The sequence below is a fragment of the Streptomyces sp. NPDC059201 genome (genome assembly GCF_042754585.1).
Taxonomy (GTDB): Bacteria; Actinomycetota; Actinomycetes; order Streptomycetales; family Streptomycetaceae; genus Streptomyces.
In genome coordinates this window covers 690,934-716,020 of sequence record NZ_JBHZBB010000001.1, presented here as the reverse complement: position 1 = coordinate 716,020, position 25,087 = coordinate 690,934, and the positions used below count along the sequence as shown (strand labels likewise).

The 25,087-nt window shown below is 73.7% G+C and carries 17 protein-coding genes and 1 pseudogene; 13 read left to right on the top strand and 5 right to left on the bottom strand.

What is annotated here, in order from left to right:
• Window positions 1–9: 9 nt before the first annotated feature.
• Window positions 10–2,859 carry a hypothetical protein gene (locus tag ACFXMG_RS03220; RefSeq protein ID WP_383820603.1) on the bottom strand — a complete coding sequence of 950 codons (2,850 nt, stop codon included), beginning with the start codon at window positions 2,857–2,859 and terminating at the stop codon, window positions 10–12.
• A 2,277-nt stretch (window positions 2,860–5,136) separates the two neighbouring features.
• Here ACFXMG_RS03220 and ACFXMG_RS03215 point away from each other — a divergent pair.
• The 6 genes from ACFXMG_RS03215 to ACFXMG_RS03190 all read left to right on the top strand — a co-directional run bounded on the left by ACFXMG_RS03215 (window position 5,137) and on the right by ACFXMG_RS03190 (window position 10,705).
• Window positions 5,137–5,295 carry a hypothetical protein gene (locus ACFXMG_RS03215; RefSeq protein WP_383820605.1) on the top strand — a complete coding sequence of 53 codons (159 nt, stop codon included), beginning with the start codon at window positions 5,137–5,139 and terminating at the stop codon, window positions 5,293–5,295.
• A gap of 209 nt (window positions 5,296–5,504) precedes the next feature.
• A complete protein-coding gene (locus ACFXMG_RS03210; protein ID WP_383820608.1) occupies window positions 5,505–7,097 on the top strand; it encodes a type I-E CRISPR-associated protein Cse1/CasA in 1,593 nt (530 codons plus the stop codon).
• Window positions 7,094–7,711: a type I-E CRISPR-associated protein Cse2/CasB gene (gene casB, locus ACFXMG_RS03205; RefSeq protein ID WP_383820610.1), complete on the top strand. Its 618-nt coding sequence runs from the start codon at window positions 7,094–7,096 to the stop codon at window positions 7,709–7,711. The genes ACFXMG_RS03210 and casB overlap by 4 nt, the downstream gene beginning before the upstream one ends.
• Window positions 7,708–9,036, top strand: a complete 1,329-nt coding sequence (locus tag ACFXMG_RS03200; protein ID WP_383820613.1) for a type I-E CRISPR-associated protein Cas7/Cse4/CasC — start codon at window positions 7,708–7,710, stop codon at window positions 9,034–9,036. Before casB ends, ACFXMG_RS03200 begins: the two co-directional genes overlap by 4 nt.
• The gene (gene cas5e / locus ACFXMG_RS03195; RefSeq protein WP_384338851.1) at window positions 9,033–9,908 is read left to right on the top strand and encodes a type I-E CRISPR-associated protein Cas5/CasD; all 876 of its coding nucleotides are present in this window, start codon (window positions 9,033–9,035) and stop codon (window positions 9,906–9,908) included. Before ACFXMG_RS03200 ends, cas5e begins: the two co-directional genes overlap by 4 nt.
• Window positions 9,905–10,705: a type I-E CRISPR-associated protein Cas6/Cse3/CasE gene (locus ACFXMG_RS03190; protein ID WP_383820618.1), complete on the top strand. Its 801-nt coding sequence runs from the start codon at window positions 9,905–9,907 to the stop codon at window positions 10,703–10,705. Before cas5e ends, ACFXMG_RS03190 begins: the two co-directional genes overlap by 4 nt.
• Before the next feature lie 5 nt (window positions 10,706–10,710).
• Here ACFXMG_RS03190 and ACFXMG_RS03185 read toward each other — a convergent pair whose 3' ends face one another.
• Entirely contained in the window at window positions 10,711–11,121 is a 411-nt protein-coding gene (locus tag ACFXMG_RS03185; RefSeq protein WP_383820621.1) for a VOC family protein, read from the bottom strand.
• 245 nt (window positions 11,122–11,366) lie between these two features.
• On the opposite strand from ACFXMG_RS03185, the gene ACFXMG_RS03180 reads away from it, so the two are divergent.
• Window positions 11,367–12,167 carry a class I SAM-dependent methyltransferase gene (locus ACFXMG_RS03180; protein WP_383820623.1) on the top strand — a complete coding sequence of 267 codons (801 nt, stop codon included), beginning with the start codon at window positions 11,367–11,369 and terminating at the stop codon, window positions 12,165–12,167.
• A gap of 2 nt (window positions 12,168–12,169) precedes the next feature.
• On the opposite strand, the gene ACFXMG_RS03175 is transcribed toward ACFXMG_RS03180, so the two are convergent.
• Entirely contained in the window at window positions 12,170–12,571 is a 402-nt protein-coding gene (locus ACFXMG_RS03175; RefSeq protein WP_383820626.1) for a hypothetical protein, read from the bottom strand.
• 185 nt (window positions 12,572–12,756) lie between these two features.
• On the opposite strand from ACFXMG_RS03175, the gene ACFXMG_RS03170 reads away from it, so the two are divergent.
• A complete protein-coding gene (locus ACFXMG_RS03170) occupies window positions 12,757–14,319 on the top strand; it encodes a carboxylesterase/lipase family protein (RefSeq protein WP_383820629.1) in 1,563 nt (520 codons plus the stop codon).
• Between the two features lie 182 nt (window positions 14,320–14,501).
• A pseudogene (locus tag ACFXMG_RS03165) lies at window positions 14,502–15,600 on the top strand (MFS transporter).
• Window positions 15,601–15,621: 21 nt separating this feature from the next.
• Here the strand turns inward: ACFXMG_RS03165 and ACFXMG_RS03160 are convergent.
• Window positions 15,622–16,548: an aminoglycoside phosphotransferase family protein gene (locus ACFXMG_RS03160; protein WP_383820631.1), complete on the bottom strand. Its 927-nt coding sequence runs from the start codon at window positions 16,546–16,548 to the stop codon at window positions 15,622–15,624.
• Between the two features lie 63 nt (window positions 16,549–16,611).
• Here ACFXMG_RS03160 and ACFXMG_RS03155 point away from each other — a divergent pair, with 63 nt between their 5' ends.
• Entirely contained in the window at window positions 16,612–17,136 is a 525-nt protein-coding gene (locus tag ACFXMG_RS03155; RefSeq protein ID WP_383820634.1) for a hypothetical protein, read from the top strand.
• A gap of 162 nt (window positions 17,137–17,298) precedes the next feature.
• On the opposite strand, the gene ACFXMG_RS03150 is transcribed toward ACFXMG_RS03155, so the two are convergent.
• Entirely contained in the window at window positions 17,299–18,549 is a 1,251-nt protein-coding gene (locus tag ACFXMG_RS03150; RefSeq protein ID WP_383820637.1) for a glycosyltransferase, read from the bottom strand.
• A gap of 211 nt (window positions 18,550–18,760) precedes the next feature.
• Between ACFXMG_RS03150 and ACFXMG_RS03145 the strand changes: the two genes are divergently transcribed.
• The 3 genes from ACFXMG_RS03145 (at window position 18,761) to ACFXMG_RS03135 (ending at window position 25,046) form a co-directional block, all read left to right on the top strand.
• Window positions 18,761–19,738 (top strand): hypothetical protein, encoded by a 978-nt coding sequence (locus tag ACFXMG_RS03145; protein WP_383820640.1) that lies wholly within the window; start codon window positions 18,761–18,763, stop codon window positions 19,736–19,738.
• Window positions 19,739–20,078: 340 nt separating this feature from the next.
• A complete protein-coding gene (locus ACFXMG_RS03140) occupies window positions 20,079–21,968 on the top strand; it encodes an HSP90 family protein (RefSeq protein ID WP_383820643.1) in 1,890 nt (629 codons plus the stop codon).
• On the top strand, window positions 21,969–25,046 hold the full coding sequence (locus ACFXMG_RS03135; RefSeq protein WP_383820646.1) for a hypothetical protein: 3,078 nt from the start codon (window positions 21,969–21,971) through the stop codon (window positions 25,044–25,046).
• Window positions 25,047–25,087 lie beyond the last annotated feature (41 nt).

Below are 25,087 nucleotides of genomic sequence, written 5' to 3'. Positions count from 1 at the left end.
GCGAGGCGATCAGTGGGGCGATCCGTGGGGCGTCAGCCGGAGGGCGAGATCCGCGAGGGCGGGCAGGCATCCCGGCGCGAGCCGGGGGAGCAGCGGTACGGCATGCCACCAGGCCCCGCTCGCCAGCACCTCCGCCGCGAGTCCGGCGGCGACCTGGGACGAGCGGCGAGGCGTACGGCTGCGGTGAGGCGTGCGGCTGCCGAGCGCGGTGGCCAGAGCGAGGAACCGCGCCGTCGATGGCTGTCCCCGGAGCGGGCCCCGTACACCGACATACACAGGCACACTCACCTGCACATGCACGGGTACGTCGGCGAGGTAGGCCGCCACTGCGGCGAGGGCCTGGGCGCGGAGCTCGGGCGTCGCGGCGCGGTCCGCGACGGCCCGTGCGCCGGCGAGATCGCCGCGAACGGCGTGCAGGACGGCCCACTCGGTCACCGGGACGGCGCCGGGCGGGAGCGCCGTACCCCGCATGTACGTCTCCCAGGCGGCGAGCCTCGCCCCGAGCGGCGGCAGGCCGCCACCGCAGCCCGTCGCGTCGAGGAGCCCCTGGACGAGGACCGAGAGCGGCGCGCGCGGCTGGACGCTCTCGTCGGGGCGGGCGCAGGCGGCCTCCAGCAGGGACCGGACGGGGCCCGGGGGGTCACGCGGATCGGGGACGGCGAGCAGGAGGTCGGCCGCGCGCGGCAGGAGGCGTTCCCGCAGGGGAGCGACGCGCGCGAGGGGGGCCAGCTCCCGGCACACGTCCTCGACGATCCGCAGGGACGCCCGGGGGTCGTACCGGGCCAGCCCCGTGGCCACAGCGACCCGGACCTGCGCGGCGTCCTCCCGGCCGAGTCCGGCGAGCCGCTCCGGAGCCGACCACTGGAGTGCCGCCTCGACCAGGCCCGCGTGGGCGAAGGCATGCGCGACGCATCCGTTCAGCGCGTCATCGGCCAGCGGGCGGGCTGCCGTGGCCGCCGTGGCCGCCTCCTGGGCGTACCTACCCGCCCGCTCGTCCTCCGCCCCCGCCGCACAGCCCACCGCCACGTCCGCCAGGCGCCGCACCCGAGCCGCCGGATCCGGGTCGTCATGAGGCAGCCGCACCGCCGCGTCGGCGTGCCCGGCGGTAGCGAGGGCCACCGCGAGCGCCGCGAACCAGCCCGGCGCGCCGGCTCGCCCCGTATCCGCTTCCCAGCGGGCGAAGGCGTCGCCGAGGAGCCGGCGGCCGTGTTCGGGGTGGGCCTTGAGCTGACGCTCGACCTCGGTGAGTACGTCGTCCACGGCGGGGGCGGGGTCCACGGAGGGGGTTGGGGCGCTCGGCTTCTCCAAGGGGCAGGAGGTGCACGTGCCGACGGTCCGGCTCAGCACCCTGCACGCGGGCTCGCGGACGTCCTGCCCGAGCGCGTCGAGGCGGAGTGACTCGGGGACGGCCTGGCACAGGGTTCGCGCGCTGTCGGAACGGACGTCGACGAGGGCTTGGACGACGCGTGCGAAGGTGGTGGCTAGTTCGGGACCGGGGGGAGGCTGTGGCAGCTCCGCTTCCCGGGCGTCGTCGTCCAGGAAATGCAGGAGGGTGTCGCGGGCGGCCCGCGCGTGCGCGAAAGCCTGCTTGCGGCGGACGGACTTGAGGGCGCTGGCGGCGAGCGCCCGTAGCCCGATCTGATCGAGATCGGATCCATAATCCACTTCGGCGAGGACCGACTCGACGAGCTCCCGGGCAGCCGCCTGCTGCTCGCCGCGACCGGGAACGAGTTCGGCGAGGATCTCCAGAGCCTCGGCCCGACCATCATCCGCATCCCGCAACGCCAGCTCGCGCGCGAACTCCAGCACCCTGTAGAGCCGCCCGGGATCGACGGCGGCGAACGCCTTCGCCGCCTTCACCCGCGCCGGCCAGCTCACCGCAGGACTGGAGAAGACCGAGGCCAGGACGGACCGGGCGGCTTCCGTCAACCCTTCGCGATGGAGTTCCACGGCGCAGTCAGCCAGCTCCTCGAAGGCGTCGCCGTGCTCGCTCCGCGGGCGTGCCGCCGCGTCGCGCGCCCGCTCGGCGGCTTCCCGCGCGACCCCGGCGGCCATCGGCGAGCCGAGAGCGGCGAGCGTGACGCCGACGTCCGCGAGTCGTACCGCCCGCGAGGCGTCGTCCGGTGCGCCCAGGGCGAGTTCCCTGGCCCGTGACACCTCCCCGGCACGCGCGAACAACCGCGGAAACGCCCGGGGTACGAGCCGGACCTGCCGCAGGAGCAGCTCACGGGACGCGGCAGCCCTCGCGGACACGCCCAGCTCCCGCAGCGATCCCGCTCCCAGGAGGCCGATGTGCGCGAGCGCCTCGTCGTGCCTGCCCTCGGCCGCGAGGCGTGCCTGGCGGTCCGGGTCGAGGACGAACCGTTCGAGGCGGCCGGGGTCCCGTATCAGCCGAGGGTAGGAGGACAGCAGAGGGCGCGGCGACGGATCGGGCCGCCGCCGCCGCTGCCACAAGTCCGCCCAGGCGTCGAGCAGTTCAAGCCCCTGTGCACGCGCGTCCTCGCCCAGCCGGTCGAGCGCCCATGAGCGCAGCTCCGCGTCGAGGGCGTACAAGGTCCCGTCGCCGCCGGGCAAAAGGATCCGCCGCCGACCCGCCAGCAGCCGGTCGAACTCCGACGGCTCCGCCCCCGACAGCTCGATCAGCTCATCCCGGCCCAGCCCCTCCTCGACGGTCAGCAGCAGGGCCACGACCGTGCGGCCGAGCGGCGTCCCGGTCAGCTCGTCGAGCTGCCGCCGGGCCTCCGCCCCGGCGTCCTCGTTGTGGGCGGAGGGAGCGAGGAGATGAACGACCCCGGGGCCGCGCAAGGGGTGCTCGCCGGGCACATCGTCGGGCGGCCCGGCGGCCGGACGCGTCGACACGACAACACGCAGCGCCGAGCCCCCGGCACGAGCCCTCCAGGGCACAGGCAGCAGAGACGCGATACTGAGCCGAGCACCCCGCGCGGCCCCCCTCTCCAGCCCCCCACCCGGCGCCTCTCCCCCCTCCCCGCACGACACGACTTCCGTCGCCCCACCCGGCACCTCTTCCCCTTTCCCGCACGACACGACTTCCGTCGCCCCGCCCGGGACCCCTCCGAGCGCCCCACCTGGCGCCCCTCTCGGCGCCCAGCGCGGGGCCACTCCCGGCGGTCCGCCCGTCGCCCCGTCGGGCGCTTCTTCCGGTGCCCCGTCGAGTGTCCCTCCCTGCGACCCGCCTGGCGCCCCTCTCGGTGCCCCGTGCGGCGCCACTCCCGGTGCCCCGTGCGGCGCGGCTCCCGGCGACCCGGCGGGCACCACTCTCGGGGCCTCGTCCGGCGCCACCCCCGCCGTCCCATCCGGCGCTTCTTCCGGCGACCCGTGCGGCGCGGCGTCCAGCGACCGGTCCGGGACCCAGCCCGTCGTCCCGTCTGGCGCGCCATGCGTCGCCCAGTGCGGCGCCACTCTCGGCGATCCGCCCGTCGTCCCGTCCGGCGCCCCTCCCAGTGACCCGCCTGGTGCCACTCTCGGCGGCCTGTGCGGCGATCCGCCCGTCGCGCCGCCCGGCGCCCCTCCGGGCGATCCGCCTGGTGTCCCGTCGGGCGCCTTTTCCGGCGACCCGTGCGACGCGGCTTCCAGCGACCGGTCTAGGACCCATCCCCTCGTCCCGTCTGGCGCGCCTCTCGGCGCCCCGTGTGGCGCCACTCCCGGCGGTCCGTCCGTCGTCCCGCCCGGCGCCCCTCTGGGCGCCCAGTGCGGCGCCCCTCCCGGCGGTCCGCCCGTCGTCCGGTCGGGCGCCTCTTCTGGGGTCTCTCCCAGCGCCCCGCCTGGCGCCACTCTCGGCGCCCGGTGCGGCGCTCCTCCCGGCGGCCAGGCCGTCGTCCCGTTTGGCGCGCCTCCCGGCGCCCTGTGCGGCGCCACTCCCGGCGATCCGCCCGTCGTCCCGTCCGGCGTGCCTCCCAGCGACCCGCCTGGCGCCACTTTCAGCGGCCTGTGCGGCGATCCGCCCGTCGCCCCGTCCGGTGCCACTCCCGGCGATCCGCCTGTTGCCCCGTCGGGCGGCTTTTCCGGCGACTCGTGTGGCGCGGCTTCCGGTGACCTGTCGGGCGCTACTCTCGGGGCCTCGTCCGGCGCCCCTCCCGGCGGCCCGCCCGGCGCCCCTCCCGGCGCCCCGCCCGTCATCCCGTCCGGCGCCCCTTCCAGTGACCCGCCTGGCGCCCCGCCCAACACCCCATCCGCCCCGCCCCATGCCACGTCGGCGTCCAGATCGTCCACGATCAGCAGCAGGCGTCGCCTCCGCCCGGCGACCAGTTTCGTCGCCCGGTCGAAGAGCTGCTGGATGTCCTGGCGCGTGGGGTTCTCGGGGAGCGTCGGGGCCCCGCGTGACCACAGGGCGGTCAACTGACGGGCGATGTCGGTCAGGAACAGTTGCTCCTGGTCGTGGCCGGCGTTCTCGGGGACGAAGTACGCCACCGTGTCCACGTCCGGCGGCGGCTCCTGTGCGAGGCGCGCTAGGAGTGCGGACTTTCCGCTGCCACGGGGTGCCTGGAGCCAGTAGTACGACGGGGCTTCCGGTTCCGGCGCCGTGGCGAACCTTCGCAGCGCCCCCAGAGTGCCCCGCCGGCCGAGGAGCGGTTTCGCGACGAAGCGCGCGGCGCCGATGTCCGCCATGCGCCGCCGTTTGTCCTGGCGTTCCTCGCTCGTCCCGCGCTGCGCTCGCTCCTCCCGCTGGGCCGCCGCCAGGTCGCGTCGCCAGTCGTCCGTGAACCCGTCGGCGCGCCCGGCCAGCCCGGACAGGAAGTTCACGAGGCGTTCGGCGGCCGCGGCGTGCGCCGGACTGGGCGCGGTGGAGGCGACGCCCTCCTTCGTCTTGAACCACTTCCGTACCGTCTCGCGCTGCACCCCTGCCGCGACGGCGCACGCCGCCAGAGACGCCCGCCCCGGATCGGGAACGGCGCCGCGAAGCTCGGCCAGCCGGTGCCCGAAACGATCGCGGGCCGCGTGGCCGGCCACGCCTCCGCCCGGGCCCCCAAGCGCACCGCTCACTTTTCTTCACTCCTCTGACCTGCACGAATGCAACGATTTTCCCGTGCACGCGAATGCGACCCAGCGCCACGGAAGACGACAGTGTGCCTCACCCCGATCACACCCGTCGGGCCGACTCCGAGAGGAACACCTTCCGTGCTCACCCACCTTCAGGACGCCGGCACTCTCGCCGCTGTCCTCGCCGCCGCCGGCACCGCGACGCACCCACTCCTCCTGACCCCCGCCGCGCCGGCGTCGGTCTTGGTTCCCTCGGAGAAGCGACACAGCGACGCCCGGGCGACGCCCACGCTCTGACGTTCCCGCCAGGGGTGCCGGCCTCGAAGGAGGCGGGCACCCCTCCGCGTGTGCGCCACACTCAAATGGCCTGAAAGCATACGCTAGTTGACGCATACGCGTGGAAGGCACGCGAGGTTCTCGAATCCCTCCATCCGGACCGGTCGCCAGCTGTTAGCGTCCGGTCGGTCAACCAGCGCAACCGATCGTCGAAGGCTTACGGCACCACCTTGTCCACCACGCTCACCATGCTCACCGCGCCGAAGGCGCGTCCGTCCTGGGACCCGCGCCACGAACCCTGCGTACCGACCGTCTCGCTCGACGGCGAGGTGGCCGACCTGTCGCTGCTCGATGTGCTGTTCCGGGCCGAGGAGTTGGCGACCCTCGCCTGCCCGACCCCCGGCGAGGGGGTCGCCGTCCTCGAACACCTCCTGGCGGTCTGCTTCGCCTCCGGTGTGCATCCCTCCTCCACCGACGAGTGGTGCGCCTGGGTCGCCGCATCGCACCCCCTCACGGCGGCGGCGCGATGGCTGGCCGAACAGCCGCCCGAAGAATGGGACTTGTTCCATCCGGAGCGGCCCCTGGGACAGAACAGCAGACTGGCCTCGCTCATGCCGCTGTCCGGCACGGGCCCGGCGCAGCTCGTGCTCGAACGCGCCGGGGACTACCTCCAGTTCTTCGACCACCACCACCTCGGCCACCCCGAACCCCTCCCGGCCGCCGCCGCGTTCCGCGCGATGCTGGCGCAGCACGTCTACGGACTGTCCGGACGGGCGCGGCTGTCGGGCCAGGAGCACGGGCCGCGCCTGACCAACCTCGCCGCGGCGCGCCTCCAGGGACGCATCCGCGTGGTGGTGCAGAGCCGTACCGTCGCCGACATGCTCCGGCTCAACCTCTACCCGCCGGCCGGCGGCCGGGTGGGGCAGTTCAACCTCTCCTGGACCACGGGGGAGATCCCGCGCCGGGAGTTCAGGGAGAAGCCGCCCGGGCGCGCGACGACGGGGCCCGCGGACCTCCACAGCTACCTCGGGCGCTCGATCCTCCTCCGCGCCGCCCCCGGCACCGAGGGCGGAGAGGTGGCGGTCGACCGCGTCCTCGTCGGAGCCGGTGAACTCCTCGCCCTCGACCTCGACCGGGACCTGGAGGACGCCGTCTTCAAGGAAGAGGCGACGGACGGAGTGCGCAGGCCCCTGTGGCCGTCCGCCACCCGTGCGCTGTGGCGCGAGGCGCACGCCCTCTACAGCGCCGCCCAGAACGCGCGGCAGGGACTCTTCGGGCGCCTCCGCCTCCTCGAATTCCCGCAGGAGACCGGAGGAATCCCCTGCCGGCTGTGGGCCGTCGGACTCATCGCCGACAAGACCAAACCCGACGCGTGGACCGAGGGATCGTTCCCGTACGCCCCCAGCCAGGGCGAGGCCCTCTGCACGGCCTCCCGCCGGGGCTCGGTGATCGCCGACTACCTCGCCGACTCCCTCAAGCGCGCCGCCTTCGCCGCCTCGCGCGTGATCTACCCCAACCCGAAGCCCTCCGACAAGGCGGCGCAGCAGGCCCGCTTCGACGCGCGGAAGGAGTTCTGGCCGGCGGCCGAGGACCCCTTCCTGCGCCTGCTCGCCGACACCGCCCTCGGCTCGGCCGTCGACACCGGACTCCTCCGCTACGCCGATGAACTCCTGGCATGTGCCGAGGAGTTCATGAGGCACCGGCTCGACTCCCTGCCGCACAACGCCGAGGGGATGCAGGCCCGCGCGCGGGCCGAGAAGAGCTTCGCCGACGACCTGACCAAGACCAGAGCACCCGAAGAGATCCGAAAGGGCCGTGCATGACGGAGTGGTCCGCACCGCAGTCCGACGCCCGGGGGAGCAGGCACCTCACGGCATGGCTGGCGAGCCTCGTCCACAACCGCGACTACGCGAAACTGGCGGAGCTGCGCCGGCCCAAGACCAACGACGCGCACATCGAGGCGGGCTGGAAAGGCCCGGACGAGCACCGCGAGATCTACGAACGCGTCGCCTTCCTCTTCGGGATCTACCACCAGGGCCGGTCCGTCCCCTCGTACGGGAAGGGCAGCCTGGGCGCAGCGGCGGCCAGGATCGGGGACGGGATCGGCCGAGGGCCGAGGAATCCGGGCGCGCAGCTCCTGCTGTCCCGCGTCGTCTCCAGCCGGCGGATTCCCTGGCGCCACCTCCAGCACACGATCACCCGGCTCAGGTCCTGTGACCAGGCGCCGCCTTCGTGGACCCAGCTCACCGAGGACCTGACCCGCTGGCACGACCGGCGCGCCCGTGTGGCGTACGGATGGTCGGTGGACTTCCACCACCCGCAGAAGAACCACAGCGCGCAGACGCACCAGATCCCCCAGACGCACCAGATCCCGCAGACGGACGACACCCCGCAACCGGCCACCGGCCCGACCACAGAGAAGGACTCGCACGCGTGACTCAGGGAACCCGACGCCGCTTCCTCTCCCTCCACCTGCTGGAAACCCTGGTCGCGGTGCTTCCGGTCCGCGACGAGAACGGGTCGCCGAAGAGCCTCGTCTACGGCGGCGTCGAGCGGCACATGATCAGCAGCCAGGCGCGCCGCCGCGCGGAGCGGATCCACGCCCGCGACCGGGCCAACGCCGGGGTCGGCGCCCTCCAGAACAGGAGCACCGGGCTGCGTACCCGGGAATGGGCCCTGCTCACGGCCACGGTGCTGGAGAAGGAGCACGGCTGGGACAGGGACGAGGCCGTCACCACCGCCCGCGCCGTCCTGGAGGCGACCGGCCTCAAGTTCGGCGACCCGGGGAAGAAGACCGTCGCCAACCTCACCAAGGTGCTGCTTTTCGCCCCCGCCGATACGGACAGGCGCATCGCCGCCCACCTCGACGCCCACGCCGACGAGCTGCGGACCTGGCGGGACGAGTACCTGAAGAGGCAGCGGGAGAGCGGCGGGAAGACCACCCGCGGGAGCAGGCGCGCGGTGGCCGACGCCGACGCGGAGCCCGGTGAGGAGGACGGTACGAAGGTCCCCCTGCCGAAGCTCCATCGTGACGCGGTGCTCACCGCGATCGCGCCGCGCGACGCCATCGACATCGCCCTCTACGGCCGCTTCCTGGCCGAGATCGCCGACTCGCCCAACGTGGACGGCGCCGTCCAGAGCAGCCACGCCTTCACCGTGCACGAAGCCGAACAGACCGACGATTTCTACGCCGCCGCGGACGACGCCAAGCTGAACCGCAAGCGGAACGCGCTCGACTTCCTCGACGCCGCCAACGACGCCGGCGCCGGCATGACCGGGTACCAGGCCCTCATCAGCGGCACCTTCTACCGGCACGCCGTCCTCGACCGCGTACAGCTGCTGACCAACCTCCGGACGGCCGGCATGGGCGAGGAGGAGGCCGCCGAGGTCGCGGTCGACGCCGAGAAGGAGTTCGTGAACGCCTTCGTCGAAGCCTTCCCGCAGGCGAAGAAGAACTCCACCGCCTCCACCGGCTCCCTCCCCTCCCTCGTCCTCGCCTTCGACGGTGACCGGCCCTACAACTACGCCGCCGCCTTCCAGCAGCCGATCAACGAGGACGTCACCGACCCCGCCGGCGAAGGCCCTGCCGGACCCGCGGCCGCCCGCCGGCTCCTGGCCCACCACCAGTTCGTCAGCGACCGGCGCCCCGATCTGAGCCACGCCACGGCGCTGACGTACGACCCCCAGATCGACGTGATCCTCCGCTCGCTGCCCGCCCCCGGCATGCCCACGGTGATGAAGATCGAGGAGCTCACCCCGTGAGCCACGTCCTGCTCATCCGGCTCGCCGCACCCCTCCAGTCCTGGGGCGTGTCCAGCCGCTTCGGGCGCCGGGACACCCACACCCGCCCCACCAAGTCGGGCGTGATCGGCCTGTGCGCCGCCGCGCTCGGACTGCCCCGCGAGCCCCCTCCGGACGCGCCCGACACCGACCCGCTCGCCGCACTCAAACCACTGCTCTTCGGCGTACGAGCCGACCACCCCGGCAAGCCCGTCCGCGACTACCACACGGTCGGCGCGGGGCGGTACCCGCTCCGCCCCCGCGACCTCGTCACCGACCACCGGCGCGCCGCGCAGGCCGCCGCCCGGCCGGGGACGACGACCGGCGACGCCTTCGGCCACCACGAGCTGGAGGACTGGTACGGCGCACCGAAACGCATCACGGCCGACCCCCGGTCCGGCGCCCTGGTCTCGGCGGAGGTCCGCAGGAAGGCGATGGTCACCGAGCGGTGGTACCTCGCCGACGCCGCGTTCCTCGTCGGCCTCCAGCACACCGTGCGCGAGCCGCTGGACCGGCTCGCGCACGCCCTCGAACACCCCCAGCACCTGCTGTGGCTCGGCCGCAAGTCCTGCCCGCCGTCGGGGCAGCTGGCCCTGGAGGTGCGTCCCGGCAGCCTCGCCGAAGCCTTCGCGGAAGCACCGCTGCTACCGGCGGCCGGCGAGGCACCCCCGCGCGACCGGAGCCGCCACGCCTGGGCCTGGATCGAGAGCCCCCGCCCGGTCGCCGGCACGGCCCCCGTGTCCGACCAGCCCGTCCGCTTCGACGACAGCGGCCCCCAGCACACCCTGAGGTGGGAGACCAGGGTCCGTATCACGATCGACCCGAACGCCGGTGAATGGAACATCGTCCCGTGACCACAGCCCGCACCGCCTCCGCCAGGTTCGTCGCCACGCAGACCCTGCTGACCCTGGACGCGAAGCACCCCTACATCGCCAAGTCCCTCATCGACGCACAGGACATGCACCGCAACGTCATGAGCGGCTTCCGCGGCTGGGTCCAGGACGGCGACCCCGACGCCCGTGCGCAGATGGGAGTGCTCTCCACCTGGACGCTCAACCTCCGACAGGCCCGCCTCTCGGTCGTCGTCCAGTCCCAGGTCCCCGGCGACTGGCAGAACATCCCCCGAGACGCGCTCGTCGAGCCCCCCGAAACCCTCACCGTCGACCGCACCTTCACGACGGGCGAGACCGTCTCCTTCCGGGCCGTAGTGAACCCCGTCTACGCCCGGAAGCCCGGAGGGGGCCCGGCTGGGGGGTCTGCCGACGGGCCGGCCGGAGGTCTGGCCGGAGGGCCGCAAGGCCCGCCGCAAGGACGGGGCATCCGCACCGCGCACACCCGCCCCGACCACGTGAAGAAGTGGTTCACGAACCGCCTGGACACCCCTGCCGGATCCCTTGCCGGATCTCCGGCAGGATCCCCGGCAGGGCCCCAAGGCGGCGCGAGGCTCGGAGCCGAGGCGAACCCGGACGAACTCGCCGTCCGCATGCTCCCGACCGTGTCCAGCCCCGCCGCGCACAAGGGCATCCGCATCGTCCGCGCCGAGATCCAGGGCAAGCTCACGGTGACCGACCCCCGCACGTTCGTGACGGTCCTCGGCGCAGGACTCGGCCGCGGGCGCGCGTACGGGTGCGGGCTGATCCTCGTACGGTAGACGGGTCATGTGGAGGACCAGTCCCGGGTGGAGAGCACCAGCAGATAGCCGTCCGGGTCCTGGAGCGTCACACCCCAGGTGTCCCAGTACGGGTTGTGGGCGGGCACCCGCTTGCCGCCGTGCTCTTCGAGCCGCCGGACGAGAGCGTCGGGCACCTCCTCGCCGAGGTAGACCACGAGCAGATCCTCGGCGGTCGGCCGCGGCTCCATCGGCCCGGCCGGATCGTGGACGAGCTCAAGATGCCAAGCGGCCCCCCGCCACCCGACCATGAGCAGCGAGTGCACCCCCGGGGTCCCGTCAGCCGCGTGCCGGTACTGGACATCCAGACCGAGCCCCGAGACCCAGAACCGCTCCGCCGCCTCAAGATCGCGTGACGGGCGGGCAATACGAACGTGAGCCATGGCGTCGGCAGGCATGAAGCGACCTCCTCGATCGGCGCGGCTCCCAATGAACCGGCGGGTCGTCACCGAGCGTAGCGACCGAGCGCTCCCCCGCACATCGGACGCTGGGCCTACGCCTGCCGGTTGATGCCCTTACGCCCACGGGGCAGCGGCCTGTCGATGCCCTTACGCCCACGGGGTAGCGGACGCGGCTCGCCCTACGCCTGCCGGACGACGAAGGGGCGGGCGGGGGCGGGGGGCGCGGGCGCTATCGTCGCCGAATGTCCGAAGATCCCGAGAAGTTCGACCGTGCCGTGGCCGTGTGGCAGGAGTGGCAGGAGTCGCCCTGGGGGCGGCTGCGCTACCGGATCGCCGAGGCGAACCTCGTCCGGAACGCCGAGGCGGCGCTTGGCGGGGGGCCGTTGCGGGTCCTCGACCTGGCCGGCGGTGACGGCGGGGACGCCGTACGGCTCGCCGCACGCGGCCACCACGTCACGGTCGTCGACCACGCCCCCGCGATGCTCGCCGCCGCGGCCGAACGGGCCCGGGCGGCGGGCCTGGCGGAGCGCGTCACCTGCGTCGAGGCCGATGTGAACAGGCTCCCCGCCCACCTCGCCGACGGCGCTTTCGACATCGCGCTGTGCCACGGCCTTCTCCCGTACACGGACGACGTCCGGCGTACGCTCGCCGCGGCGCTGGCCCCGCTGCGGCCGGGCGGTCTCTTCTCGCTGATCGCGATCAACCGCCACTCGCAGCCGCTGGCCCTCGCCGTACGCGAGCTGGACCTGCCCGCGGCGCTGGCCGCGCTCGACTCCGACCGGGCCGGGACGCGGATGTTCGGTTCGTCCCTGAACCTTCACACGGCCGAGGAGCTCACCCGCCACCTGACCGACCTGGACTGTACGGACGTGCGCCACTACGGCATCCGCACCGTCTGCGACCACGTCACCGACGACGCCCGCAAGCACGAGCCCGCGTTCTACGCCGACCTCGAACGCCTCGAACTCGCCCTCACCGACCGCCACCCGTACATGCACACCGCACGACTCCTCCAACTGATCGGCCGCCGACGAGACCGGTGAGGTCAGGCGCGGGCGGCGTCCCCGATCCTGTCCAGCTCGCGCATCGCCTGCGCGTGCGCGCTCATGCGGCGGCTCACCGTGCCGGTCGTGAAGAGCGCGACACCGGCGACCGAGACGGGGATGGACAGACCGAGGACGGCCAGCGCCTCGGGCCAGTCACGCTCGTTCTGGCACCAAGAGTTCTGGTAGATGCCCCGGTTGGCGGTGCCGCGCTCGGTCAGCAGCCGCGACTCGCACTCGGCGGGGTACTTGTCGTCGGGCTTCCGGTCGACCTCGTACGGACTGAGCAGCAGCACAGCGCACCAGGTCCACAGGAGCGCGGCCACGCCCAGGAGTCCTATGCCCCAGAAGGTCGTCCGCCGGGCCCGGTCGCGGAAGTCCAGGTCGAAGTCACGTGATCGCATGGCGAGCGAATCTAGCATCAGCCCCTTTCCGTTCCGTGAAGAGTGCCCCGCATTGACAACACAGGTGAGTGGATCACGGTGGAAGGAGTGTTGGACCGGGCGAGTCGTGGGACGCGAAGCTGATCTTCGACAGCTTCTCCCCAGCGTTTCCCCAGCCTTCCCAGCAGCGAAATGAGGCCACCCCCATGGACGACGTCTTCGAGACGAAGAGCGGCGCGGTCCGGGGCCGCCGGGCCACGGGTGACGACGTCGTCTCCGTGCTCGGAATCCCTTACGCCGCGCCCCCGTTCGGCGCCGGCCGGTTCCGGGAACCGCTCCCCGCTCCACCCTGGAGCGGTGTACGGGACGGTACGGAGTTCGGGCCGATCTCCCCGCAGTCCGCGGAGCTCCCCGGCGCACCCTCCTGGTCGCCCGGCGACGAGGACATCCTCACCGTCAACGTCTGGACTCCGGCGCCCGAAGGCGGCGGTCTGCCCGTGCTGGTCTGGATCCACGGCGGTGCCTACACCTTCGGGTCCTCCGCCCAACCCGACTTCGACGGCACGGTGTTGGCGCGGGCCGGTCTGGTCGTGGTGACCCTGAACTACCGGCTCGGCTTCGAGGGCTTCGGGCATGTGCCCGCTGGTGCTGGTGCCGGTGCTGGTGCCGGTGCCGGTGCCGGTGCCGGTGTCGACGGCATCGCCCCGCCCGACAACCGGGGGCTGCTCGACCAGATCGCCGCACTCCAGTGGGTACGCGACAACATCGCCGCGTTCGGCGGCGACCCTGACGACGTCACGATCGCCGGCCAGTCCGCCGGAGCCGCCTCGGTGGCCTGCCTGATGGTCATGGAGCGGGCCCGCGGCCTGTTCCGCCGCGCCATCGCCCACAGCCCCGCCAGCCCCTTCCACACCTGGGACATCGCCGCCGCGACCACCCGCGAGATCGCCGCGGCGGCAGGCTGCCCCGCCACCCCCGCGGGCCTGGCGTCGGCCACGCCGCAGGCCCTGGTCGCCGCCTCGGACCAGGTGGTCGACGCGTACCGGAACGACCCCGGCTCCGGCTCCCGCCACTATGACCCCTCCCTCTTCGCCCCCGTCCTCGACGGCGACACGTTCCCCGCCGACCCGCTCACGGCCCTGGCCGCCGGAACGGCACGGGACGTGGACCTGCTGGTCTGCCACACCACGGAGGAGTACTGGCTGCTCGACGCGGTCGGCAGCTGCGCGAAGCTCACCACCGACACGCAACTCGCCCGCTTCGCCGCCGACTTCGGCCTCGACGCGGACGTGGTACCCGGCTACCGTGCCGCGCTGTCCCACGCCCCGGTCTCCGACGTCTACCTCGCCCTCTTCGGGGACCTGATCTTCGGCGAGTTCAGCAACCGGCTCGCCGAGGCCCACGCCGCAGGAGGAGGCCGCGCGTACCTCTCCCGCTTCGACCGCCGCCGCGAGCGAGCGGACGGTACGCCCGTCCGGGCCTGGCACTGCGCCGACATCCCCTTCGCCTTCGGCAACCTCGACGACGCCCGCCTCGCCTTCCTCACCGGAGGCACCCCCACCCCCGCCGACCACGCCCTCGCCCGCCGCATGGTCCGCGCCTGGGCCGACTTCGCCGCGACCGGAGACCCGGGCTGGGCGCCGGTCGAGGACACCACGGGCCGGACCACCCGCGTCTGGAGGCCGGAAGACCAGCAGTCGGGGTACCACGCACCTGCCGCTCCCCGCGCGCTCTGGGCGAAGGTCGACTTCCCGGTACTGCGCCCTTGAGGGTCTACGTACTCGGGATAAACCGGTTGCGACGGGTCCAGTGCGCCAGGTGAGGTGCATCCATGGACAGCCCCAAGGGCAGCGCCAGGGACTGGACATGGAGGGCGCGACGTCCCGGACAGCTCCCAGGCGGCGCGGAAGGCTCGGCTCTCTGGCGTAGAACCGCCGTGCTCCTGGCCCTGATGCTGGCCGCCTTCACCTCAACACCGCGGAGAACCTGCCGGTCGGCCTCCTCGAACCCATCGCCGCAAGCCTGGGGGTCCCCCTTTCGGCAGCCGGGCTGCTGGTCACCGGCTACGGCCTGACGGTCGCCGCCGCGTGCGTACCGCTGGCCCACCTCGTGCGGAAGGTCCCCCGCGCCGCCACGTCCTGGCGGGCGTCCTGTCCGCGCTGGTCGTCTCCAGCCTGGCCGCCGCGCTGGCCACCTCGTACGGGTCACTCCTGGCCGCCCGACTGCTGACCGCGCTCGCCCAGGCGCTGTTCTGGGGCGTGATGGGTCCCGTGGCCGTGGGCCTGTACGCATCCGAGGTCCGCGGTCGGGTCATGGGCGTGCTGTCCGTCGCGGGTTCGCTGGCCCTCGTGCTCGGCGTCCCCGCCGGGAGCCTGCTAGGCCGCCGCACCGACTGGCAGGTCCCCGTGGCGGTGCTCGCGGTCCTGGGCCTGCTCTCCCTCGTGACGATCGCCGCTCTCCTGCCGACCTCACGCCCGGAGGAGGAGCCCGCGGCCTACTCAAGCACTCCCGACGCCCGTTGGTTCCGTACGGTCCTGGCGGCCGGCTTCCTCTCCGCCGCCGGCGCGTTCACCGGATTCACGTACCTCGTCACCTTCCTGAGCGACGTCAGCGGCTTCGCCCCAGGCACCGCCGAGACCCTGCTCGTCGTGCTGGGCGTGGCGTGCCTGATCGGCGTAGCCATCACCGGCACCCTCCTGGACCGCTTCCCCCGCTCCACGCTCACAGCCGCCGTCGCCACCCAGGCGACCGGCATGCTCGCCCTGTACGCGACGGGCACCCACCCCGGGGCGGCGATTGCGTCCCTGGCCCTGATGGGCGCCGCACTGGGCCCCGTGTTCATGACCACCCAGAACGCGATGCTGCACTGCGCCCCCGCCCGCACCGACCTCGCCCTCGCCGCGAACTCCGGCGTCTACAACGCGGGAATCGCCGCCGGCGCCGCACTGGGCGCAGCGATCATCCCCCTCGAGGACGTACGCACTACGGTCCTGGCCGGCGGTCTGCTCACGGCCACCGCCTGCGCCATCCTCCTCACCAGGCAGCGGTGAACCGCACCTGCTCAAGCGGCCCTAGCCGATGGGTGCGGTGAGGCGGCGGAGGGAGTGGGCGGCGGGTGGGGCCCAGGTGGGTTTGCCGCCGGGGCGGCCTTGGACGCCGGCCTCGCCGATGAGGAGGCCACTGATGGCGCGGAGGACGGCCCAGCCTCGTGCGCGGCGGAGCGTCGCTGGGTCCGGCGCGGGGCGGTAGGCGTGGTGGAATCGGTCGGTGGCGCCGTCCGGGAGGAGGATCCAGGCGGAGGCGAGGTCGCAGGCCGGGTCGCCCGCGCACAGGTCGCCGAAGTCGATCACGCCACAGAAGGTGCCGTCCGAGGTGAGGACGTTGGCCGGGTGGAGGTCGCCGTGGAGCCACAGCGCCGGACCCGTCCAGGCGGGTGCGGCGACGGCGTCGTCCCACACGGCCCGGACCGCGTCGGGATCGGGGATCAGGCCCATCCCGGCCGCCGCGGCGAGCCCTTCGGCGAACGGCCCCTCGTGCTCCGCGAGCGGCCCTCCGCGCCCGCGCCCGGCGGGTGCCCCGTCCGGCGCGGGCCGGTGGAGGGCGGTCAGGAACGCCGCCAGGCTGTCGGCCGCCTCCGCGCCGCGCGTCACGGGCTCGCGGTCGGCCGGCGTGCCCGGCACCCAGGTGGTGACGAGCCACGGGCGCGGGAACCGCTCCGAGGGTTCCCCGAGCCGCTGGGGTACCGGAGCCGGGAGCGGAAGCCCCGGCGCCAGCGTCGGCACCCAAGTGTGTTCCTTGCGGAGCAGCGCGTCCGCGTCGTCCGTCGCCCAGGGCAGCCGTACCGCCAAGTCGTCGCCCAGACGCCACAGTTGATTGTCCCAGCCGCGCGCACCGAGCCGCACCGGCAGGCCGGCCAGGTCGGGGTGCTGCTCGCGCAGCAACTCCCGTACCAGCGCGGCGGTGATCTCGGTCCGGGCGGAGGAATCGGTGTCGGTCATGCTCAGGAACCTAGGCCCGTAGCCCCCGGCCTGTCTCACAGCGCCTCGGGTAACGTCTGCCGGATGACCGAAGAAGCCGCCGTCTGGAACCGGCTCGCCGCCCTGCTGCCGGAGGCCGGGGCCGAGGGCGTCAGGGACTGCTGGTCCATCGGCGAACAGGAAGCGGGCCTCGCGCTGCTCGTCTCCGGCCTGCTCGCCCACCAGGTGCCCATCAGCGAGACGGTGAGGGCCGAGATCTCCGTCATCGCGGAGGGTTGGGGCGAGAGGGAAACCCTCACGCCCCAGCTGCTCCAGTGCCGGGGCGACGGGAAGCCGTCCCGGGTGCGACTTGTGGAGGCGGGGGTGGAGGCCGTGGCGGGTGCCGATGTCCTCGTACCGTGGATCGCCTGCGAGCGATGCGGCCGTGTCCTGGCACGGGCGCACACCCGAGAGCCCTGGGGGCTCTCCCTCCGGGCAAGGAGCTACGTGATCACCTCACCGACCCGCGACGCCGCCGTACGGCAGTTCCCCGCAGACTCCGCCGACCCCGCCGGCGATGCCTTCGCGACCCTGCTGGCCTCCTGCGCGCAGCACGCGACGGACAGCTGAACCGGCGCACTCCCCAGCCCCCCGCCGCTCAGTTCGTCCTGCCGGCGAACGCTCCAGGCTCGTACGAGCCGCTCAGGATGTGCACGATCACGTTCAGGGTCCGTCTCCCTCAACACCACGCGCCCCGCGCCCCCTTCCTCTCGCTCTGCGATCAGGCAGAGGCTAGCGGGCGGATCCGGCGCTGTGTCGGTCAACGGCCTCGTGCAGCAACCGCGCGGCCACCGAAGCCCCGTCGCCCCGAACCGTGCCGCCTACGGCCTTCGCGCGCCTCCGGGTCGCGGGGTGCAGGGCCGTCGCCAAGGCGGAGGAGAGGGACTCGGGGGTCGGGGTCGAGGTCGGGTGGGTGTGGGTCGCGCCGATGCCTAGGGCGGTCACTCGGTCCGCCCAGTACGGCTGGTCGCCGGACTGGGGGACGATCACCTGCGGTACGCCGGCCCGGGCAGCGGTCGTCGTGGTGCCGGCGCTGCCGTGGTGGACGACCGCGGCCACGCGAGGGAAGAGTGCCCGGTGGTCGACCTCGTCGACCGTGAGGCAGTCCTCCTCGTCGTCGATCGCCTCCAGGCCCGCCCAGCCGCGGGAGACGATCACCCGGTGGCCCCGCTCGCGGATCGCCTCGACGGCCGCCCGGGCGACGCCGGGCGCGCGCGTACCGAGGGGCGTGCTGCCGAAGCCGACGTATACGGGCGGCGCGCCCGCCTCCTCCAGGAAGTTCACCAATGTAGAGGGGAGTTGACGAGTGTCGTGGCGGAGCCACGCGCCCGTCGCAACGACGTCGAGAGAACCCACGGGCCACGGGCTCAGGACCGGGTCCGCCGACAGCCACGGGCGGTCCGTGAAGGCGTAGGCGCGGACGTCGGCCACCGGGGGCAGACCGGCCGCGTCCCTGAAGGCGCCGAGCATGGCGCCGAACATGTCGTTCGCGAGGCGGGCGTCCAGGTCCCACAACTCGCGGTTGTCCTTCACCTCCGGTGGCAGCGGGCGGCCCCGGCGGCCGGGCGGGGGCTGGTGCGGGGACGGGAGGACGACCGGCGTGTGGGTGACGTAGACGTAGGGGACGCCTAGGCCGTCGGCCACCGACCGCGCGGCCGCCGTGACCGGAAGCGGGCCCGTCGCCACCACCACGTCGCACCCCTCGGCGGCCTCGGCGACCGGCCCGAACTGCGCGTGCATCAGGTCGGCCGCACGCTGCGCCAGACCGGCCGCGGATCCGGGCCGTACCGTCGTCACCAGCGGACGTACCGGCGCGCCGACCGGCACCCAGGGCACACCGGCACCGTCGAGCAGCTCCGCGAACTCCTCGTCCGGCGGCGCGCACACCCGCACCTCCGCGCCCATGGCGCGCAACCGCGCCCCGAGCGCGGCCATCGGCTCCACGCTCCCGCGCGCCCCGTACGTCGACAGCACCACGCGCATGCCGCGATCTCCCACCTCTCCACTCGGCGTCATCGGTCTCCGGGTCCGGCTCCGGGTAGGCGTAGGGGACGGCCCTGGCGACCTGACCTGTGGACCCATATGGGTGTGCGATTGTCGGTCGCGCGTGATAGTCACTACACCCACGGGGTGGGACGATCATCAGCCAATCATCAGCTACCCCGTGCGAACACGGCAAGGGGTGGGTGGGGACATGGCGTTGCTCCGTGAACTGGGGAACACGCTGGGAAGATGGACGGGCCGGCCCGTCGCGCGCGTCGACGAGGACGGCGGGGATCCGGACGTACGGCGCGTCCGCGAGGCCGCCGTGGCCGAGGACTGGGCGGCCGTACGGGACGTGCTCGACGCGCGGCCCGAGAGCGAGGACCGTACCGGCCTCCTGTGGGCCGTCGCGGACGTCGCCGGGGTCGAGCGCTGGATCGCCGACGTCATGGCGGCCGATCCCGAGGCCCCGCTGCCGCGCCTCGTCGCGGCAATCCGCCACATCAGCTGGGCCTGGGAGGCCAGGACGGCCGCCCGCGCCCAGCACGTGTCGCGCGAGCAGTTCCAGGTCTTCCACGAGCGGCTGGCCACGGCCGAGACGTGGCTCTACGAGGTCGCCGAGCGCGAGCCCGGCTGGACCTCGCCCTGGTACGGCCTCCTGGTCACCGGGCGCGGCCTCCAGGTCGGGCAGGAGGTGGCGCGGCGCCGATTCGACGCGACCGTGCGCCGTGACCCGTACCACCTGGGAGCCCACCAGCAGCGGTTGCAGCAGGTCTGCGAGAAGTGGGGCGGCTCCCACGAGGAGATGCACGACTTCGCCCGCACCGCCGCCTTCGGCGCGCCCGGCGGGACGCTCCTCGGCCAACTGGTGGCCGTCGCGCACGTGGAACACTGGCTCGCCCTCGACTCCGGACCCGACGCCCGCTACATCGGACAGCCGCAGGTCATCCGCTCCCTCCACGAGGCGGCCGACCACTCCATCCGCCACCGGGACTTCGTCCGCGGGCGCGGCTGGCTCCAGGTCCACAACTCCTTCGCCATGGCCTTCTCCCTGGCCGGCGACCTCACCGCCGCCCGGGAGTGCTTCCACGCCACGGAGGGGCGGGTCACCGAGTTCCCCTGGTCCTACCTCGACGGCGACGACCCGGCCAAGGCGTACAAGGAGCACCGCGCCCGCGCCGGACGCTGAGGGGGGAAGGGGAGAGGAGGGGAAGGGAAGGGAGGGGAGGGCGCGCGGAGGCGGTCCGGACGGGCTGTCGCGTGTACGGCTCCGGTGCCGCCACTCCGGGTGCGATCCCGCGCCGGGCACAGGGCGAGAGCCGCTCCCGAGCCGCGACGGTACGCCTCCGAGGCCGCCGCGCCCCCCATCCGTACCGGCCCCCCACCTCCCCCTCCGCCCCTCACCCCTCTCACGCCCACCCGCACCTTCACCCCCACCCCCACCCCCACCCCCACCCTCACTCCGCTTCCACCCTCACCCCGCCCCCGCCCCCAGCGCGTGGGGCGCGCACCCCGAAGGACCGCGCCAGGTGTCCCATCCCGAGACCTCCCCGAGCTCACCGGCCTCCGAGACCGCCCACACCTTCCAGGTGGATCTGCGCGGTCTGGTCGACCTGCTCTCCCACCACCTCTACTCCAGCCCCCGCGTCTACCTGCGCGAACTCCTCCAGAACGCCGTCGACGCCATCACCGCCCGGCAGGCACTCGACCCCGGCGCGCCCGGCACGATCACCGTGCGGACGGGGGAGACGCTGACCGTCACGGACACGGGCATCGGGCTGTCCGAGGCCGATGTGCACCGCTTCCTCGCCACCATCGGCCGCAGCTCCAAGCGGACCGCCGACGGCGCGCTGGACGGCGCGGGGCTCGACGCCGCGCGCGGCGAGTTCATCGGGCAGTTCGGCATCGGCCTGCTCGCCTGCTTCGTCGTCGCCGACGAGATCACCGTGCTGAGCCGGTCCGCCGCCGACCCGGCCGCGCCCACCGTCGAGTGGCGCGGCCACTCCGACGGCCGCTACACCATCCGCACCCTGCCCTCGGCGACGCTCCCCGAGCCCGGCACCACCGTGAAGCTCGTCCCGCGCGCCGACAACGCCGAGTGGACCAGCCCCCAGCGGGTCGTCTCCCTCGCCCGGCACTACGGCGGGCTCCTGCGCCACGAGGTCACCGTCGTCGACGCGCGCGGCGACAGCCACCGGGTCAACGAGGCGCCGCCGTGGGAGAAGACGCACCGCTCGCCGCTGGCCAAGCGGGAGGCGTACACCGCGTACTGCCGCGACCTCTTCGACTTCACCCCGCTCGACACCATCGAGCTGGACCTGCCCGCCGCCGGACTGCGCGGTGTCGCGTACGTCCTGCCGACCGCCGTGAGCCCGGCACAGCGCGCCGGACACCGCGTCCACCTCAAGGGCATGCTGCTCACCGACCAGGCGCCCGAACTGCTCCCCGAGTGGGCGTTCTTCGTGCGCTGCGTCGTCGACACGACCAGCCTGCGGCCGACCGCCTCCCGCGAGTCGCTGTACGAGGACGGCACGCTGTCCGCCGTACGGGACGCCCTCGGGGACCGGATCCGCGACTGGCTCACCGGGCTCGCCGCCAGCGACCCCGCCCTCCTGCACCGCTTCATCGACACGCACCACCTCGCGGTCAAGGCGCTCGCCCGCTACGACGACGAGCTGCTGCGCATCGTGCTGCCCTGGCTGCCGTTCGAGACCACCGACGGGAACGTCACGCTGGAGGAGTTCGCGCGGACCCACCCCACGCTCCTCGTGACGCGCAGCGTCGAGGAGTTCCGGCAGGTCGCGCCGATCGCCTCGGCCGCCGGCCTCGGCGTCGTCAACGGCGGCTACACCTACGACCGCGATCTCGTGCACCGGCTGCCCGAGATCCGCCCCGGCACGTCCGTCACCGACCTCGACCCGGCCACCGTCACCGCCCACCTCGACGCCGTCGACCCCAGCGCCGAACTGCGCGCCGCCGCCTTCCTCGCGATCGCCCGCGAGACGATCGGCGTCCACGACTGCGACGTCGTCCTGCGCGACTTCCAGCCCGTGACCGCGCCCGCCCTGCTGCTCGACAACCGCGACGCGCGGCACGAGCGCACCCGGTCGAGCCTGGCCGCCGACAGCGACGGACTGTGGGCCGACATCCTCGGCTCCCTCCGCGACGAGGCCCCGCGCGCCCAGCTCGTCCTCAACCACCTCAACCCGCTGGTGCGACAGGCCCTCACGATCGGCGAGCGCGGCCTCGCCGTCACCACCGCCGAGGCCCTCTACGGCCAGGCGCTGCTGCTGAGCCGCCGCCCGCTGCGCGCCAGCGAGAGCGCCCTGCTCAACCGGGCCTTCATCGGCCTGCTCACCCACGCCATGCACCAGCCCGGCACGGCCGGCCCCGGCTCCGAGCCCCGGAAGGAACTGTAGATGCTGGACACTCCCGAGGCCGTCGTCGAGGCGCTCCGCGAGAACCACGAGCGCCCCCACGGCCTGACGCGCACCGTCACCGCCGAGGAACTCGTCGAGGCCGCCGAGGTCTTCGAGAAGCCGGACGTCCTCGTCACGGCGCTCCTCGAACTCATGACGGCGTACGAGTTCACCGGCGAGCAGCGCAAGTCGCCCGTCGCCTTCGCCCGCATCCTCAAGCTCTGGGACTCCGCCCCCGAGTCCTTCAGCCCGTACGAGGCCCACCAGGTCTTCTGGCGCTTCAAGTGGGTGACGACGTCCCTCCTCCAGGTCCCCGAGATGCCGCTGGCGACGATCCGCGGCTGGATCGACCAGATGCGCGGCCGGTACGAGGCGGCCGACCACAGCATCCAGCCCGTGGCCGCCATGGGCTACCACCTCGCGCACCACACCGGCACCGGCGTCGCCGACGCGTACGACCTCTGGGCCACCCGGCCCCGCACCGATCTCAGCGACTGCGAGGCGTGCGAGATCCGCCACCACGCCTGGCACCGCGTCACCGAGGACGAGGACACCGCGGCCCTCGACATCTGGCGCCCCGTCCTCGGCGGCGAAAAGGGGTGCAGCGAGGAACCGCAGATGAGCCAGGCGCGCGCCCTGCTCCCGCTGCTGCGCACCGGCCGCGCGGACGAGGCCCGCTCCCACCACCTCACCGGCTACCGCAAGGTCCGCGGCAACACCGGCATGCAGGCCGAGGTCGGACTCCACCTGGAGTTCTGCGCGCTCTCCCGCAACGAGGGCCGCGGCCTGGAGATCCTCGCCGAGAACCGGCCCCTCTTCGAGGCGACGGGCGCCCCGCTCGCGCGCCTCGCCTTCCTCACCGGCGCCGAGGTGCTCCTCGCCCGCCTCGTCGAGGACGGCCACGACGACACCGCCGTCGCCGGCCCGCCCGGCCGTAACTGGACGGCCGCCGCGCTCCTCGCCCACGTCCGCGCCGAGGCCGAGCCTCTGGCCGCCGCCTTCGACGCCCGCAACGGCACCAGCGCCGTCGGCGACCACCGCCGCACCCGGCTCGCCCGCCGCCCACTGCTTGACGAGCCGCTGCCGCTGGGCTTGCGGGCTGCCGTAACAGGGTCAGGGGCGGTGACAGGGACCGCGACCGCCGGGCCGTCGGCGGCGCAGGCCGCCGCGCAGACCGCCGCCCGGATCGAGATCCCCGAGGACTTCGCCGCGCTCGTACGGGAAGCCCGCCGCCTGTCCCGCGACGGCCACCCCGGCGACGCCCGCCTCTGGACGCGGATCGCCGACCGCCTCGCCGACGCCAGTGAGCCGTACGACGACACCCTCGGCCCGCAGGACCTCCTCCGCGCCGAACTCGCCGAGCAGAACGGCCAGAAGTTCTGGATGGACGACCGGCACACGGCCGGCACCGCCGAACTCGCCACGGCCGTGGCGCACTACGAGCACCTGGGCCTGCCCTGGCACGCGCTCTCCGCCCGGGCCCGCGCCCTCGCCTGGACGACCAGCCCCGGCTCGCGCGACGCCGACACCGACGACGCCGTCCCGGACCACGCCTCGGCCAGGACCGGACTCGACGAGGTGCTGCGCGAGACCGAGAAGCTGCTCGCCGAGACCCCGTTCGACGCCGGCCCGCTCGGCGACGCGGAGGCCGCGTTCGGATCCGACCTGCGTGCCGAGCGCGCCCTCGCGTACCTCTCCGTCCGCTACTCCGACGCCTTCGCCGCGTACCACGAACTCCTCGAAGCACTGAGCCGGGCGAACGGCCGGGAGGAGGCGGAGGGGGCGGAGGAAGGAGAGCGCGAGGGTTTCACGGAGAAGCTCACGGAGAGCCTTGCGGAGCGGTTCGAGGAGCGCGTCGACCGTCTCGCCTCCGAGGCCCTGCGCCTCGGCTACCCGCACCAGAGCGCCAACGCGCGGCAGTTCCGCGCGGACATGCTGGCCCGACGGGGCGCCATGGCGGATGCCGAACGGGAACTCCGCAGCGCCCTCCAGGACCTCGAAGCCGCGGAACGCCCCTGGCGCCGGCCCCGCCCGAGCGCCCTGCTCGCACAGGTCCTGCTCGCCCAGGACCAGCCGGAGGAGGCGGTGGACCTCCTGCACGCCGCCATCGCGGACGCCGTCGCGCACGACGACACCTCGTTCCGGCTCGCGCCGACGTACCTGCTGCTCGGCCACGCCTCCTCGCACCTCGGGGACGCCACCGGCGCCGTACGCCACCTCTCCGAGGCCGCCGCCCGCTTCGACCAGGCGGGCGAGCCCGGTGACGCCACCGAGGCGCGCCTCCAGCTCGCCGACGTGCTCGCGCGCTCCGGGCAGCAGGCCGACGCGGTCGCCGTCCTGGAGTCCGTCCTCGCCGACGACGCGGCGTCCGGCGTCGACGAACGCGTCCTCGCCCAGGCCCGCCTGACCTTCGGCCGGGGCCTGCGGGACCTGGAGGAGTACCTCCCGGCCGCGGAGGAACTGCTCCGCCTCGCGGACACCGTCGCCGCCTGGCCGGAGGAGGACCGCGCCGTCCTCACCCTGGTGGCCGCCGAAGCCGCCACGACCCTCGCCCTGGCCGACCGCTGGGACGCGGCGGACAAGGCGTACGAGCGCGCCCTCGCCGCCCACGAGGAAGCCCCCAACCCGCCCCTCATCATCCTGATGATGCGCGAATTCGCCCGCCTCACGATGCAGACCCACGCATCCGAAGCCACGGACACGGCGCTGGCACACCTCGCCCGAGCCGACGCCGTCCTCGCGGCCGTCCCGCCCGAGGACGAAGGCTTCGCCGTCTGGTACGAACGCGGCGAGATCCACTACCGCCGCGCCCGCGTCCTGGCAGAGGCCGACCGCTACGAAGAAGCCCTACCGGAAGCCGAGTCCGCGATAGCCGCCCATGAGGAAGGCGGCACCCCCGGCGAACTCCCGCGCGCCGAAGCGGTCCGCATAGCCGCCCTCATCGAAGGCAACGGTCTGGAGCGCACCAACGAAGCCATAGCCCGCCTCACCACAGCAGCAGCCCGCTGCCGCAACACCGGCCACCCCGAAGCGGCCCAGATCCTGGACGCCCTACGCCAGGAGTTCCTCTCCCGCTGACGGAGTGAAGGGGGGACGGCGTGCTCCACCGCCGGCCCGGT